The sequence below is a fragment of the Paractinoplanes atraurantiacus genome, from assembly GCF_900215205.1.
Lineage (GTDB): Bacteria > Actinomycetota > Actinomycetes > Mycobacteriales > Micromonosporaceae > Actinoplanes > Actinoplanes atraurantiacus.
This window is the reverse complement of sequence record NZ_OBDY01000034.1, coordinates 80034-94085: the sequence shown is the minus strand read 5'-3', so window position 1 is coordinate 94085 and position 14052 is coordinate 80034. Positions and strand designations below refer to the sequence as shown.

Annotated in this window: 17 protein-coding genes; 8 read left to right on the top strand and 9 right to left on the bottom strand. The window is 72.3% G+C overall.

Going from position 1 to position 14052, the window contains the following annotated elements; all coding sequences use genetic code 11:
* Positions 1–130 precede the first annotated feature (130 nt).
* Both CRP55_RS44550 and CRP55_RS44545 read right to left on the bottom strand, forming a co-directional pair.
* Entirely contained in the window at positions 131–973 is an 843-nt protein-coding gene (locus CRP55_RS44550; protein ID WP_143235371.1) for an LLM class flavin-dependent oxidoreductase, read from the bottom strand.
* Positions 974–997: 24 nt separating this feature from the next.
* The gene (locus CRP55_RS44545) at positions 998–1855 is read right to left on the bottom strand and encodes a Vgb family protein (protein WP_097328142.1); all 858 of its coding nucleotides are present in this window, start codon (positions 1853–1855) and stop codon (positions 998–1000) included.
* An 81-nt stretch (positions 1856–1936) separates the two neighbouring features.
* Between CRP55_RS44545 and CRP55_RS44540 the strand changes: the two genes are divergently transcribed.
* The gene (locus CRP55_RS44540) at positions 1937–3337 is read left to right on the top strand and encodes a GGDEF domain-containing protein (RefSeq protein ID WP_097328141.1); all 1401 of its coding nucleotides are present in this window, start codon (positions 1937–1939) and stop codon (positions 3335–3337) included.
* Here the strand turns inward: CRP55_RS44540 and CRP55_RS44535 are convergent.
* On the bottom strand, positions 3306–4217 hold the full coding sequence (locus tag CRP55_RS44535) for an RNA polymerase subunit sigma-70 (RefSeq protein WP_097328140.1): 912 nt from the start codon (positions 4215–4217) through the stop codon (positions 3306–3308). The two genes, CRP55_RS44540 and CRP55_RS44535, sit on opposite strands and share 32 nt — an antisense overlap.
* 57 nt (positions 4218–4274) lie before the next feature.
* Between CRP55_RS44535 and CRP55_RS44530 the strand changes: the two genes are divergently transcribed.
* Positions 4275–4829 (top strand): dihydrofolate reductase family protein, encoded by a 555-nt coding sequence (locus tag CRP55_RS44530; protein WP_097328139.1) that lies wholly within the window; start codon positions 4275–4277, stop codon positions 4827–4829.
* Here CRP55_RS44530 and CRP55_RS44525 read toward each other — a convergent pair.
* The 4 genes from CRP55_RS44525 to CRP55_RS44510 form a co-directional block, all read right to left on the bottom strand.
* Entirely contained in the window at positions 4800–5702 is a 903-nt protein-coding gene (locus CRP55_RS44525) for an aldo/keto reductase (RefSeq protein ID WP_245923752.1), read from the bottom strand. The two genes, CRP55_RS44530 and CRP55_RS44525, sit on opposite strands and share 30 nt — an antisense overlap.
* Positions 5699–6199: a hypothetical protein gene (locus tag CRP55_RS44520; RefSeq protein ID WP_143235370.1), complete on the bottom strand. Its 501-nt coding sequence runs from the start codon at positions 6197–6199 to the stop codon at positions 5699–5701. Before CRP55_RS44520 ends, CRP55_RS44525 begins: the two co-directional genes overlap by 4 nt.
* Before the next feature lie 9 nt (positions 6200–6208).
* Positions 6209–7351: a hypothetical protein gene (locus CRP55_RS44515; RefSeq protein ID WP_179855614.1), complete on the bottom strand. Its 1143-nt coding sequence runs from the start codon at positions 7349–7351 to the stop codon at positions 6209–6211.
* A gap of 99 nt (positions 7352–7450) precedes the next feature.
* Complete coding sequence (locus tag CRP55_RS44510; RefSeq protein WP_097328137.1) at positions 7451–8290, bottom strand: MFS transporter; 840 nt, start codon at positions 8288–8290, stop codon at positions 7451–7453.
* Between CRP55_RS44510 and CRP55_RS44505 the strand changes: the two genes are divergently transcribed.
* Together CRP55_RS44505 and CRP55_RS44500 are read left to right on the top strand one after the other, a co-directional pair.
* The gene (locus tag CRP55_RS44505) at positions 8252–8686 is read left to right on the top strand and encodes a LysR substrate-binding domain-containing protein (RefSeq protein ID WP_179855609.1); all 435 of its coding nucleotides are present in this window, start codon (positions 8252–8254) and stop codon (positions 8684–8686) included. The genes CRP55_RS44510 and CRP55_RS44505 overlap by 39 nt on opposite strands.
* A 57-nt stretch (positions 8687–8743) precedes the next feature.
* Positions 8744–9466: a CYTH domain-containing protein gene (locus CRP55_RS44500; RefSeq protein ID WP_245923751.1), complete on the top strand. Its 723-nt coding sequence runs from the start codon at positions 8744–8746 to the stop codon at positions 9464–9466.
* A 4-nt stretch (positions 9467–9470) separates the two neighbouring features.
* Here CRP55_RS44500 and CRP55_RS44495 read toward each other — a convergent pair whose 3' ends face one another.
* Together CRP55_RS44495 and CRP55_RS44490 are read right to left on the bottom strand one after the other, a co-directional pair.
* Positions 9471–10037 (bottom strand): HD domain-containing protein, encoded by a 567-nt coding sequence (locus CRP55_RS44495; protein WP_097328135.1) that lies wholly within the window; start codon positions 10035–10037, stop codon positions 9471–9473.
* Positions 10038–10082: 45 nt separating this feature from the next.
* Positions 10083–10532 carry a MarR family winged helix-turn-helix transcriptional regulator gene (locus CRP55_RS44490; RefSeq protein ID WP_097328169.1) on the bottom strand — a complete coding sequence of 150 codons (450 nt, stop codon included), beginning with the start codon at positions 10530–10532 and terminating at the stop codon, positions 10083–10085.
* Between the two features lie 86 nt (positions 10533–10618).
* On the opposite strand from CRP55_RS44490, the gene CRP55_RS44485 reads away from it, so the two are divergent.
* The 4 genes from CRP55_RS44485 to CRP55_RS44470 all read left to right on the top strand — a co-directional run bounded on the left by CRP55_RS44485 (position 10619) and on the right by CRP55_RS44470 (position 14051).
* The gene (locus CRP55_RS44485; RefSeq protein WP_097328134.1) at positions 10619–11254 is read left to right on the top strand and encodes an FMN-dependent NADH-azoreductase; all 636 of its coding nucleotides are present in this window, start codon (positions 10619–10621) and stop codon (positions 11252–11254) included.
* The gene (locus CRP55_RS44480) at positions 11251–11907 is read left to right on the top strand and encodes a hypothetical protein (RefSeq protein ID WP_097328133.1); all 657 of its coding nucleotides are present in this window, start codon (positions 11251–11253) and stop codon (positions 11905–11907) included. The genes CRP55_RS44485 and CRP55_RS44480 overlap by 4 nt, the downstream gene beginning before the upstream one ends.
* A 451-nt stretch (positions 11908–12358) precedes the next feature.
* Positions 12359–13279, top strand: a complete 921-nt coding sequence (locus CRP55_RS44475; RefSeq protein ID WP_218854993.1) for a sensor histidine kinase — start codon at positions 12359–12361, stop codon at positions 13277–13279.
* Between the two features lie 124 nt (positions 13280–13403).
* Positions 13404–14051 (top strand): response regulator, encoded by a 648-nt coding sequence (locus tag CRP55_RS44470; protein ID WP_097328131.1) that lies wholly within the window; start codon positions 13404–13406, stop codon positions 14049–14051.
* Position 14052 lies beyond the last annotated feature (1 nt).

The following is a 14052-nucleotide window of genomic DNA, read 5'->3' as shown; positions in this document are numbered from 1 at the left end:
CTCCAGACAGATAGAAATCGTCAATGGAGCCGGAGAAGCGTGCGAGGCGAATACGAGGATATGACTCGCGAGACTCAAGCTGAGAAAGAAGCTAAAGACGCGTTGATTCGGCCAGAAGTATCTGAGGTTTCTACGCCGTTAACTCGGCTTTCTCCAGTACGGCGAACTGCCGCTCGGCGTCGTCGCCGCGCGGCCACAGCACGGCGACGCGGGTCGCGCCCAGCTCGGTGTAGCGGCCCACGCAGTCCCGGAAGGCCTCGATCGACGCGAGCGGCTGCTCGCCGCCGTAGCCGAGCACGACCACCGTCGACGGCATCGCCCGCCCGGCCGGCGAACAGGCCTCCCGCAGCCGGCCGAACTGGCGTGCCACCTCGGCCTGCGGCGTGACCGACCGCTTCCGGATGTCCTGCGTGACGAACCAGTCGGCCCGCTCGGCGGCCAGCGCGATCCCGCGTGGCCCGGTGGCGGCCACCGCGAGGGGCGGCCGCCGGGGAAGGCCCCCACCGAGGCCGGCCGCCCGGGCCGTGAACCACTCGCCTTCCAGCGTCGGCGCGGGCTCGGTCAGCAGGGTGTGGACGTGCTCGGTGAACTCGACGAATCGGCGCCCCCGCTCGGCCGCGCTCAGCGGCGGCGTACCCAGCGCCTCGGCGTCGTCGCCGGGCCCGCCGGCCCCCAGCCCGAGCACGAACCGCCCGCCGCTCACGTCGTCGAGAGCGAGCGCCGCCTTGGCCGTGGTGACCGGATGGCGGAAGTTGGGCGCGGTCACCATCGTGCCGACACCGATAGTGGTCGTCGTGGCCGCCGCGGCGGCGAGCACGGCGTACGCGTCGTGCCAGACCGGCCTCCCGCCGAGAACGAGATGGTCCCAGAGCCAGCCCCGCCCGATGCCGAGCCGCTCGGCCCGCTCCCACTCCCCCCGCAGCTCGCGCCACGGCCGGTCCGGCCACATCACCGCATCGATCTTCGCCCCCACGCAGCGCAGCCTATCCGGAGCCGGTCAGCCGAGATCCAGGCGAGCCAGGGCGCCGATCTCGAGGGCCGCCCACACCGCCCCGTCGGGGCCGAGCGCGATGCCGTGGGGCTCGCTGCCCGGGGTCGGCAGGTCGTACGACTCGATGGCGCCGTCGGGGGTTATGGAGCCGATCCGGTTGCCGGCCCACTCGGTGAACCACAACCGCTCGTCCGGTCCGGCGGTGATGGCGTGCGGGCGCCCGGCCCGGTCGGGCAGCGGGAACTCGGTGACGGCGCCGTCCGGCGTGATGCGCCCGATCTGGCCGGCGCCGATCTCGACGAACCAGAGGGCCCCGTCGCGGCCCGCGGTGATGCCGACGGGCGCGGCGCCCTCGGTCGGCAGCGGATGGATCGCCGTCGTGCCGTCCATGGCGATGCGGCCGATCGCGTTGCCCTGGTTGAGGGTGAACCACATCGCGCCGTCCGGACCCGCTGCGATGGCCGACGGGAAGGACCCGGTGGGGAACTCGGTCACCGAGCCGTCGACGGTGATCCGCCCGACCCGGTCGGCGGCGCTCTCGGTGAACCACAGCGCCCCGTCCGGCCCGGGCGCGATCCCGAACGGCCCGGCCTCCGGGGTGGGCAGCGGGAACTCCGTCATCTCGCCGCCGGTCGTGATCCGGCCGATGCGGTGGGTGCCGTACGCGGTGAACCAGAGCGCCCCGTCCGGCCCGGCGGCGATGATGGTGGGCCGGGCATCAGCGCCGGTCTCGAAGGTGGCGACCGGCGAGGTGAGCCGGCCGATCTGCCCGCGGGAGACCAGGGTGAACCAGAGGGCGCCGTCGCCGCCGGTGGCCAGGGCGTACGGGCCGCCGGGCACCGGGAACTCCTCGATCTTCGTCACGTGGTCCGATCCTGCCCGGCCGCCGGGAATTCGCAACCCGTTTAGGCTCAGGTCCGGGCCCGCGCGGGCGATGGGCGCATCATGGCCCGGGGACCCCTGCTCGCGTACGCCGTGGTGGCTCTCCTGGCCGCGGTGGCCTATCCGATGGCGCCGGAGGGCGCCCACCCCCTGCTGTACTTCCTGATCGGCTCGGCGTCGCTCGTGCCGGCCGCCCTGGCCCTGCGCAAGCGGCGCGGCCCGACCGTGATCATCCTGGCCGGGCTCGCCGTCATCAACGCTGGTGGCCTGTGGGCGGCCGTGCAGCTCGGCTTCACCGACAACCGCAACCTGGTGTCGCTGGCCTTCATCGTCGCCGGCCACCTGCTGCTGCTCGCCTCGGCCGTCTGGATCGTGCTCCGGCACGGGCGCGGCGACATCGGCGGCATCCTGGACGCGGCCGTGATGGCCGTCGGCCTGGTGGGGCTGCTCTGGACCGTGCTGGTGCAGCCCCGGCTCGCCGCCACCTCGATGTCCACCGGCTCGCGGGCCGGCCTGCTCGTGATGGCGTTGTGCCTGGCCGGCATGCTCGGCGCCCTGCTGCGGGTGGAGAGCGCGGGCCGCGAGTCCCTGCTCGCCCTGCGCGCCTTCATCGTGGTGTTGCCGCTCGCCCTGATCGGGAACCTGAGCCTGCTCTGGTACGCGGCCGACACCCCGCTGACCCGGCCCGGCTGGGTCGACACGCTTTTCCTGGCCGGCTACATCGTGGCCGGCGCGGGCGTCGCCGACCGTTCGATGGACCAGTTGCAGCGTCCCGGTCCCGTGTCGGCCGACCGGCTCGGGCCCGGCCGGCTCGCCTTCCTCGGTGGCGCGCTCGCGCTCAACCCGATCGTGGCCGCCGTCCAGCACCTCGCCGGCCGCCCGATCGACGCCGTGCTCCTGGCCGTCGGCACCGCCGTGATCGTGCCGATGGTGATGGTCCGCATCGGCATGCTCTCGGCCCAGCGGTCCCGGGCCGAGCGGGCCCTGGCGTACGAGGCCACCCACGACGCGCTGACCGGCCTGGCCAACCGCAAGAAGTTCCTGGACCGTCTGGACACCGACCTGTCCGCCGGCGAGGCCCCGCTCATCCTGTTCTGCGACCTCGACGGCTTCAAGGCGGTCAACGACGGCCTGGGCCACGTCGCCGGAGATCAACTGCTTCAACAAGTGGGTGTACGCCTGGCGGCCTGCGTCCGTGAGACCGACCTGCTCGCCCGGTACGGCGGCGACGAGTTCGTCGTCCTGTGCCGCGACGCCCCGGCCGAGGTGGTGCCCCGCATCGAGGCCGCCTTCGCCGCCCCGTTCGTGGTCACCGGCGAGCAGGCCGTCGTCGGTGTCAGCATCGGCGCCGTCCGTGCCGCACCCGGCGACGACGCCGTCTCGGTGCTGCGCCGGGCCGACGGCGCCATGTACGAGGCGAAGTCGCGGCGCGTCACCGCCGGGGCGGGAAGCCGAACAGCGTGAGCACCGCCGGGTCGGCGAACGTGACGCAACGCCGGATCAGCCCGCCGCGGACGTCGAAGACCTGGAGCGAATGCGCCTTCCCGTCCGGCGTGTAGGCGGCCAGCGCCGGGCTGCCGTTGGCCTCGGCCGGCCACAGGCGCCAGCCCGGCCCGCGCATGGCGAAGACCCGCTCCATGAACCGGACGTAGTTCTCCCGCCCGGCCAGCCACAGCGCCACCGGCGGCATCTCCATGGCCACGTCGTCGGCCAGCAGCCGGGTCAGCCCGGGCACGTCGGCCGCCTCGAACGCCGTCAGATAGCGCTCGACGACCTCGCGCTCGGCCGGGTCGGCGGGCTCGCGCAGCTCGTCGAGGACCGGCCCGGCCGCGGCCACCGCGGCCCGGGCCCGTTGCAGGCTGCTGTTCACCGAGGCGACGGTGCTGTCCAGCGCCTCGGCCACCTCGGCCGCGGACAGCTGGAGCACCTCGCGCAGCACCAGGGCCGCCCGCTGCCGAGCGGGCAGCAGTTGCAGCGCGGCGACCAGCGCCAGCCGCAGCCCTGCACGCTGCTGGGCGACGTGCGCCGGGTCCAGCCGGGCGTCGGGGAACGGCTGCAGCCACGGCACGTCGAGGCGGGGCGTCAGCGGCGCCCGCGGGTCGCCGTCCGGTCCGAGCCCGCTCGGCAACGGCCGCCGGGCCCGCCCCTCCAGCGCGGTGAGGCACACGTTTGTCGCGATCCGGTGCAGCCACGTGCGCCGGGACGCCTTCGCCGGGTCGTACGTCGCCGAGGCCCGCCAGGCCCGCAGCAACGTCTCCTGCACCAGATCCTCGGCCTCGTCGACCGATCCGAGCATGCGGTAGCAGTGCGCGAGCAGGTCGCCCCGGAATTCCTCGTCGGACACCGCGATGAGTCTGCCACCCGCCGCCGGTATGTGGTGTTCAGGAGAAGGGAGCCCCACATGGGCGATGTCATCGTCATCCAGTTCATCACGCTCGACGGCGTGGTCTCCGACCCGCGGAGCTGGGCCTTCCGCTACGGGCAGGGCCCGGTCAGCGACGACAAGTTCCGCCTGGGCGAGCGGATGGAACAGGGCGTTCAGTTGTACGGGCGCAGGACCTGGGAGGAGTTCTCGCGTCTCTGGCCCTCGCGTGACAGCGACTACGCGAAGCTGATGAACGCCGTGCCGAAACGGGTCGCCACCCGCACCGGCATCGACGCGAGCGCCTGGGCCCACTCGGCGGCGATCGACGGCGACCCGCTGGCCTGGGTCAAGGACCAGGAGCGGGACGTGGTCGTGATCGGCAGCCTCAGCCTGGTGCACGCGCTGGCCGCGGCCGGCCTGGTCGACGAGTACCGGCTGCTCACCTTTCCGGTCGTCCTCGGCGCCGGCGACCGGCTGTTCGCCGAGGGGACGCCCGGCGACTTCCGCTTCACCACGGTCGAAGCGGCCGGGCCGGCGACGCTGACGGTGTTGCGCCGCGACTCAGCTCCAGGCGAGGGTCGAGCGGTGTGACCAGTACTCCTCGGGCGGCTCGGCCAGGTGGGTCAGCGCGCCGGCATCGACCTCGACGGCCGGGGCGCGCAGGTTCGAGTCGAGCTGCTCGAGGGTGGCCGCGCCCGAGAGCACCACGTTGGCCCACGGCTGGTGCAGGGCCGCGGCCAGGGCGACCGCGTCGGGAGCGTCGCCCAGCTCGGAGACGGCGGCGAGGCGGCCGTTGGCCATGGCCTCCTTCACGATGACCAGGCAGCCGGCCTCGTGGGCCTCGGCCAGGGCGGGGCCGGCCGACGGTTCGAGGAGGTTCCAGGTGGCCTGGATGCTGCGGAACAGGGGTTCGCCGTCGATGCGTACGGCCAAAGCCTCTCGAATCGCCGTCGCCTGGTCGGGACCGCTCGTGGAGACGCCGACGATGATGCCCTGGGCGGCGAGGCCGGCCAGCCGCCGGTGCAGCACCTTGTCGGTCAGCGCCGTGCTGTGCGGGGTGACCGAGTGGACGTGGTAGATGTCGAGGCGCTCACCGAGCAGGTCCTGCGTCTCCTCGATCTGCCGGTCGAAGGTGGCCACGCTGTGGTCCTTGACCTCGTGCACGTCGGCGTCGACCCGCCAGCCGGCCGTGTAGGTGTAGCCCCACTTGCTGCCCACGACGACGCCGCTCGGGTCACGAGAGACGAGCCACGCGGCCAGGAACTCCTCCGCGCGCCCGTACGAGCGGGCGACATCGAAATATCGGACCCCGTGGGCGTACGCGTCGTCGAGCAGCGCGAAGACGAGCGAGCGCATCGCCTCCACCGTGCGGTCGGCGGGCAGGTCGGCGTCGCGCCCCAGGTTGATGTACCCGGGGCGGGCTACGGCGGCCAGGCCCAGGCCGACGCCCCGAACCGAGATCAACGGCTGGAGGCCGTGCGGGCGGCGATCATCTGCGAGGCCGTGAGCCGGTCGGCCGGCACCGAGGCGGTCGGCCGGCGGCCGGCGCGGCGGAAGCCGTCGTCGGTGCGCGGCGCGATCAGGTCGGCTGCCGGGATCTTGGTCTCCGAGGGCGGCGCGGGCGCGTTCAGGTCGGGGTAGCGGTTCTCCCACGCCTGCCTGACCCGGTCGGGAATGTGCAGGTGACGCCAGAGGCGGCGCAGCACACCGGGATGCAGGAGATCGTTGATCTCGCAGCAGTCGGCGGCCTGGCACAGCACGGTCTGGTAGGCCAGCCGCTGCTGGGCCGGATCTTCCAGGTCGAACCGGCGGCGGGACTTGTGACCGGCGGCCATGTGGTGCGGGAGCTCCAGCACCCCCACGCTGTGGCCACGCAGGTCGTCGAGTCGTTCGGGGACGGAGGGTGCCCGATCCTGAGGGCCGCGTTGCCGGCGGCCGTCGCGGGCGGCGACGTACGGCATGGGCCCAGGCTATGCCCGGCGGCGCGCCCCGGGTACCCGGTCGGCCGGATCGGTTACGCGGGTGCCGAAAGTGACCGTGTTGCGCAGCCGCCGTCTCATGCCGCGCAACCGGTTCAGCGGGCCGGGCGGGCGCTTCTCCAGCGGCTGGTCGAGCGCGGCCGCGTGACCCAGCATGCCGACGATCGTGTCGATCGCCGCCTCCAGCACCTGGGTGTCCGGCAGCTGGTCCGGGGTCGGCCCGGTCACCGGCACGGCCACCGGGCGCAGTTCGTCCAGATCGCCCACGATGTCGCAGGGATAGTCGCGCAGGGTGGCGATCTGCTCCTCGGCCACCGACAGCACCCAGGCCGCCCGGTCGGCCCCGATGCCGAAGCGCAGCGCGTTGGCCCGCTGCTTGAGGACCGCGTCGACCAGGTGCCGCTGGACGACCCGCTGATAGGGCACCCGATGCGGGTAGAGGTCGCCCAGGGCCTGGTTGACCCGGCGCAGCAGCTCGATCTCGGCCGCGCCGAGCGAGACGTTGGCGGTCGGCGCGGCCAGCCGGCACAGATCGGGTGGCACCCCGATGACCCCGGCGAAGCGCTGCCACAGCAGGTCGTAGGGCGCTCCCGCCGGTGGCACGGTGATCAGATGCCGCTGGGCGGCCGGCAGCAGGTCGCCCCAGCGGCGCAGCATCCGGTCCGCCGTGTGCTCGTCCCAGAAGGCCTGGTAGCGGCCTTTCTCGACGGCCGACAGGAAGTCCTCGAAACGCCAGGTGCTGCGGCCCCGAATGCTCTGCTGCCACATCGAGGGCAGCGTGCGCCACAGGTCGCGCCCGGCCACGATGACGTGCACCTCGGCCGTGCCGAAGCTGGCCAGGGCCCGCGCGGCCTGCTCCCGCGTGGCCGCGCCCAGCCCCTCGCTGCTGATCACCGCGTCGCCCGGCCAGGCGTTGGCCAGCCCGGCCAGCCGGTCCCAGGTCCAGCCGGACGAGGGGTCGTACCAGGTCACCTCGCGCAGGTCGGCCATGCCCTGGTCGTGGGCGTAGAGGGTGTGCGGGACCAGAACGCCGGCGCGGTCGCGGAGGATGTCCGCGTTGCCCCAGAGGACGTTCTGGATGTAGGTGCTGCCGGTTTTCGGCGCACCGATGTGCAGAAAGACTCGCCGGGCCACCGGGCCATCTGATCAAAGTCGACTGGGAAAGTCGTAAAACACTCCCAAGAGTTCCCTCAAGAGGCGTAATAGCCGCAACTCGGGATGAACTTCCGGCGTTCAGCGGACGGCTGGCTCCAACGCGGGTACGCGGCGCAGGTTCATGGCCAGCACGCCACTGATCCCGGCGAAGACCGAGGCCAGCGCGACGACCGCCGGCCACCCGCCGAGCGACCAGGCCGTGCCGGCCAGGCTGCCGAAGACCGACGAGCCCGCGTAGTAGGCGAACAGGTAGAGCGACGCCGCCTGCCCGGCCGGCACTCCCCCGGCGTGCGCCCGCACCGGCACCCAGCCGCCGGCCACGCCGTGCACGCAGAAGAACCCGGCGGTCATCACGGCCAGCCCGGCCACCATGACCGGGAGGTTGCCGGGCAGCGTGAGCAGCGGGCCCACCGCGGTCAGGACGCATCCGAACGGCATCACCGCGCGCCGTCCGTACCGATCGGCCGGCCGGGGCACGAAGTGACGCGACTTCGGCAGCAGCACGGCCACCACCACGGCACGGGCCACGCCGACCAAAGCCACAGCGGCCAGGGCCCATCGCCAGGTGTACGCCTCGGCGACCCACCCGGTGACGAGACGGCCGGCCATGCCACCGAGCGCGGTGCCGCCGATGTAGAGGCCGGCCGCCCGTGCGTGCGTGTCGGCGTGCAGTTCCTCCCGCAGATAAGCGGTGGCCACCGCGGGAAGCCCGGCCAGCGTGATGCCCTGCACCAGCCGGAGCCCGAGCAGCACGTGCCAGGTCGGCGCCACCGCACAGGCGAGCCCGACCAGAGCCGACAACGCGAGCGACAGGTGGATCAGCCGGGTGCGCCTGACCTTCGCGACGCCCGCGGCGTACACCCGAATCCGCTCGGTCAGTTGACCCTGGCCGCCGCCCGCGACATCGTCGACCGCCACGACCGCCTCCGCCGCGACCGGGCCGGCCTGCTCGACCCGTCGTCGGGCACGGTGCGGCTCGCCTTCCTCCAGGATTTCGTGACGATCCCGCCCGGCTTCGGCTTCCGGCAGCTGGTCGACGACCTCTTCGCGGCGGCCGGGGTGACGCCGCGGGTCGCCTTCGAGATCGGCGACCTGGCCACCATTGAAGGCCTGGTCGGCGCGGGTCTGGGCGTGGCGCTGGTGCCGGAGCCGTTCGTCGGCGCCTCGGGCACGATCGGCTTGGGTCTGGCCGCGCCGGGCGCGGAACGGGTGGTCGGCCTCACCTGGCGCACCGACCGGCGGCTCGGACCGGCGGCGTCCCGGTTCCGCGACTTCGTCGAGCGTGAGGCCCTGTACGGGTTAACGGAGGATTAACGAGAAATGGCCCCCCGTTGATGATCGTTTAACGGAAGGTCATGTACGGTTGTTCGAGTGAGTTCGCGACCTTCAATGTGGGGATTCTGGCAGCCGCCGTCGGATCAGGCCGACGACCTGCGGGTCATCACCCGTCAGGCCGACCTGGTGGAGCTGAAGCTCCTCGTTCCGGACGGTGGTCCCGCGGGTGGCCAGGCCCGGAAGGTCTACTTCCTCGACACGCCCTCGCTCGCTCTCAAGCAGAGCGGCATCGTGGTGCGCGTCCGCGAGCGGGCCGGCCGCGAGGACGACATCGTCGTGAAGCTGCGGCCCATGCACACCCGCAACGTGCCGGGCTGGCTGCGCCGCGCCCCCGGCTTCCATGTCGAGGTCGACGCGATGCCCGGCAACTACGTCTGCTCGGGCGCGCTCAAGCAGCAGCTGGGCAAGGGCAGCGTGGCTCAGGCCCTGAAGGCTGGGAAACCCCTGACGTCACTGCTCTCGGCGCGTCAGCGGCGGCTGCTTTCGGCGTACGCCCCGTGCGCCCTCGACGACCTCACCACGTTCGGCCCGGTGAAGGCGCGCAAGCGCCGCGTCAAGGTGCGCGGCCTGGCCCTGACCGCGGAACGCTGGGTCTACCCGGACGGTTCGGCCCTGCTGGAGCTTTCCACAAAGTGCCCGGTCGACGAGGCCGCGGCCGTGTCGGCCCGCATTTCCCGGGCGCTGCGCAAGGACGGCATCGCCCCGTCCGAGATCCAGCACACCAAGACCGAGCTGGCCCTGGCTCAGGCCGCGGCCTGAGCGTTCACGCGACGCGCATGCCGGCCGGGATGGCCAGCCGGGACATCACGCGCTGCACGGCGGCGCGCAGCATCGGCGCGCGACGGGAGTGCACCGCCGCGTTCGGCGAGCCGGGACCGTGCCGGCGGAGCATGTCGGCCATCCGGTCCTCGAAGTCCATGCTGCGCCCGTAGGGCCCCACGGTCTGATCCGCGTACGTCAGCCCGTCGCTGACCGGCGTGTTCTCCTGCGGGAACTCGGCCAGCGCGCCCTCGAGCCCTTTGACGTGGGCCACGCAGATCGCGCCGGAGTGGTGGGCGACCAACCCGGCGATCCGCATCGGCCACTCCAGTCGCTGAAGGTGCCGCGCCCCGTCGAGCGGGTGGAAACCGGTGTCCCGCAGAGCCTCCGCGTAGCCGATGTCGTGCAGCCAGGCCGCCGCCACGAGAACGTCGGCCTCCTCGGCGCTCACGGTCGCGCTGATCTGCGTGGCCCGCTCGGCCACGCCGACCGAGTGCTGCCATCGCTCGGGCAGGTCCGCGAGCACGCGTTCGGCGAGTTCACGAGCGTCGGCGACAAGCGGGCGGATCATGCCGTAACGGTAACCCCGTAAACATGAACAGCAGGTGTACAAAACTTATACGTTGGCTGTTCGCCCGTCCGCGGCCAGAACCTTCTCCAGGGCCTTGGCGACGGTACGGGACTCGGCCGCGCTCATCCGCGAGGTGAAGTGCCGGGCGATGCCGTCCAGGTAGACCGGGGCCGCCTCGCGCAGGCGACGCCGGCCCTGCTCGGTGATGGTGGCGTAGGACGAGCGCTTGTCGCCGGGATTCGTCTCGCGCTCGACCAGTCCCGCGGCGACCAGGCTGTCCACCACCCGGCTGGCCCGGGTGCGGCTGACCACCGCGGCCTCACCCAGCTCGCCCATGCTCAGCCGGCGCCCCGGCGCCGAGTTCAGCTCCAGCAGCACGTCGTACCAAGTCAACGGCAGGTTGCAGGCTGCCTGCAGCTCCTTGTCGAGCCGCGGGACCAGGGCCGCGTGCACCCGCAACAGGGCCGCCCAGGCCGCCACGTCGGTGTCACTCATCACCGCAGCCTAGCCAACTCTTGTGCGGGCGCACGCATCGGCGTAAGAATATGCGTGCGCACGCATTCTTAGTACAGGAGACCACCATGAAGCTGCTGCACCTGTCCGCCTCACCGCGCGGGCCCCGCTCCGAGTCGCTCGCCATCGCCGGCACGTTCCTGGAGGTGATCCGCGACGCGCGGGACGCCGCCTCGCTCGAGATCGAGGAGTACGACCTCTGGGACGGGACGCTGCCGGCGTTCGGGCCCGACGCGGCCGCGGCCAAGATGGCCGTCTTCGCCGGCGAGGAGCCGCAGGGCGCGGCGGCGGACGCCTGGGCCGACGCGATCGCCACGTTCCGGCGGTTCGACGCGGCCGACCGCTATCTGTTCAGCGTCCCGATGTGGAACGCCGGAATCCCGTACATCCTCAAGCAGTTCATCGACGTCGTCAGCCAGCCCGGCCTGGTCTTCGGCTTCGACGCCGAGACGGGTTACCGGGGGCTGCTGAGCGGCAAGAGGGCCGCCGTCGTCTACACCAGCGCTGTCTACGGCCCCGACCGCGGCCCGGCCTTCGGCGCCGACTTCCAGGCGCCCTACCTCGAGGACTGGCTGCGCTGGGCCGGCGTGGACGACATCCGCACCGTCCACTTCCGCCCCAACCTGGTCACGGCCGACGCCGCCGCCGCCCGCCGCCTCGCCCACGAGCAGGCCCGCGACCTGGCGAAAGGATTCCTGGAATGAAAGCGTTGCTCTGGGCGCTCCCGGCCTACGGCGTTCTGCTCGGCCTGAGCACCCTCACCCACCAGCCACCGGTCTCCGACTTCGGCGCGTACGCCGACTACGTGACCACCGACATCTTCCTGACCAGCCACCTCGGCGCCAGCGTCTTCGGCGCCGCGCTGGCCATCCTCGGCGCCGTCGGCCTGGCCTTCACCCTCGGATTCAGCCGGCCGGCGCTCGCCGGGCTGACGCTCACGACCGTCGCCAACGTCTTCCTGGCCGCGACCTTCGGCAGCGCCGCCTTCGTCCAGCCGGGCATCGGCCGCGCCCACCAGGCCGGCGTGGCCGGCATGCCGGCACTCAACGACGACACCGCGTACGGCTCGGCGCTGGTCGTCACCGCCCTGTCCGCGTCGTTCCTGCTCGTGGTGGCCGCGGTGGTCATGGGTGTCGCGCTGAGCCGGGCGGCCCTGAAGCCGTACGGCATCGCCTATGCCTCTCTGATGGCGCTGTTCGTCGCCGGAATCGCCGTGCCGGTCGTGCAGCCTTTCGCCGGCTTCGCCTTCGCCGCCGCAACCGGCCTTCTCGCCTTCTCCGTGGCACGCCACGACTCCTTCGTAGGGGCAGTCTCCGGGCGGTCGCGTGCTCAAAGCGTTCCCACGCGGCAGGCGTGAAGGAGTGGACCCGTCGAGGATCAGGTCGGCGACGCGCCGCGCTTCGTCGCGTATCCGTGCCGCCTCGGCGGGGTGTCCATTCCTGGCCGACGGCGTCGTCGAGCTCGTCGTCGTCGGGCGATGCGGACGGTCCGCCGTGCCGGCTGAGCATGCGGCGCGGGTCGGCGCCGGCAGGCGTGTCGTCGTCCGGCAGGTGCCAGAGGTCCAGCTCGAGGTCGGCGAAGCCCCGGACGTCCCGGTCTCACCTCACGGGGCAGGACAGGTCGACGGTGATCCCGGTCCAAGGAGTGTGCCGCTCAGCACGCGGGCATCAGCCGGCCTCAGACCGCCGGGCGGTGGTGAATGGGGGTCGGCACGGATGGACGGGCAGGTCACGAACCGGCAGGCTTGAGTTGCGTCTGAAGCCGAGCTGATGGGTGGTCCTGTGTCGTTGTTCTGGAGAATCTTCTCGTTGAACGCGGCCGTTCTCACCGTGGCGGCTCTCGTGCTGCTCTTCGCTCCGGTGACGGTCTCGACGACCGCGCGGATGACCGAGGCTGTGATCATCTTTGCGGGCACGATCGCGACGCTGATCGCCAACGCGGCGCTGCTGCGGGTGGGGCTGCGGCCGCTGGCCCGGGTGACGCGGGTCATGACGACGATCGACCTGCTCCGGCCGGGCACGCGGCTGGCCGCCGAAGGACCGGGCGAGATCAGCGCGCTCATGCACGCTTTCAACACCATGCTCGAGCGTTTGGAGCACGAACGCGCGTCGAGCGCCGGCCGGGCGCTCGCCGCGCAGGAGGACGAACGGCACCGCATCGCCCAGGAACTGCACGACGAGATCGGCCAGACGCTCACCGCCGTGCTCCTCGACCTCAAGCGCGTCGCCGACTCCTCCCCCGGACCGGTCCGCGACCAGTTGCGCCAGGCTCAGGAGAGCACCCGCAACAGCCTCGACGAGATCCGCCGCATCGCCCGCCGGCTGCGACCGGGTGTGTTGGAGGAGCTCGGCCTGGCCAGCGCCCTGCGCGCGCTGGCCATCGAGTTCACCACCGCCGGCCTGACGGTCCGCCGCCAGGTGGCCTCCGACCTGCCCGCGCTCGGCAAGGACGTCGAGCTGGTCGTCTACCGGGTGGCCCAGGAGGGCCTGACCAACGCGGCCCGCCATTCCGGCGCGCACCAGGTCGAGCTGTCACTGCAGGGCCAGGCCGATGGTGTACGCCTGTGCGTGCGCGACGACGGCCGGGGCATCGGCGCCGCCACCGAGGGCGCCGGCCTGCGCGGCATGCGCGAACGCGCACTTCTGATCGGCGCCACGCTCACCGTCGAACCGGCACCCGGCGGCGGCACCGCGGTCTCGTTGCACATACCCACCGCCGCGCAGGCATGAAGCCGCACAGGCACGAAGTTGCACATACCCACCGCCGCACAGGCTCGAAAATGTGCGCTTCCGCCACAAGCGCGCACTCCAACACGACGAATCGCTCAGAAACGCTCTCGGGAGGTAGCGCACGATGACCGCCACCCGCATCCTGCTGGCCGACGACCACGCGCTCGTCCGCCGGGGCGTACGGCTGATCCTCGACAACGAACCCGACCTGACGGTGATCGCCGAGGCCGCGGACGGCGCCGAGGCCGTGGCCCTGGCCGCGGCCGACCCGCCGGACCTGGCCGTGCTGGACATCGCGATGCCGCGCATGACCGGGCTCCAGGCCGCGCGCGAGCTGACCCGCCGCCAGCCCGCGCTGCGCATCCTCATCCTGACCATGTACGACAACGAGCAGTACTTCTTCGAGGCCCTGCGCGTCGGCGCGGCCGGGTTCGTCCCGAAGTCGGTGGCCGACCGCGACCTGGTCGAGGCCTGCCACGCGGCGATGCGCGACGAGTCCTTCCTCTACCCGGGCGCTGAGACCGCGCTGGTCCGTGACTACCTCGAACGGGCCCGCACCGGCGAGATCCCGGCCCGGCCCGTGACCGAGCGCGAGGAGGAGGTCCTCAAGCTCGTCGCCGAGGGCCACTCGACGCGCGAGATCGCCGAGCTGCTGTTCATCAGCGTCAAGACGGTGGAGCGCCACCGGTCCAACATCCTGGCCAAGCTGGGCCTGAAGGACCGGCAGGAACTGACCCGGTACGCGATCCGCTCCGGTCTGATCGAGCCCTGAC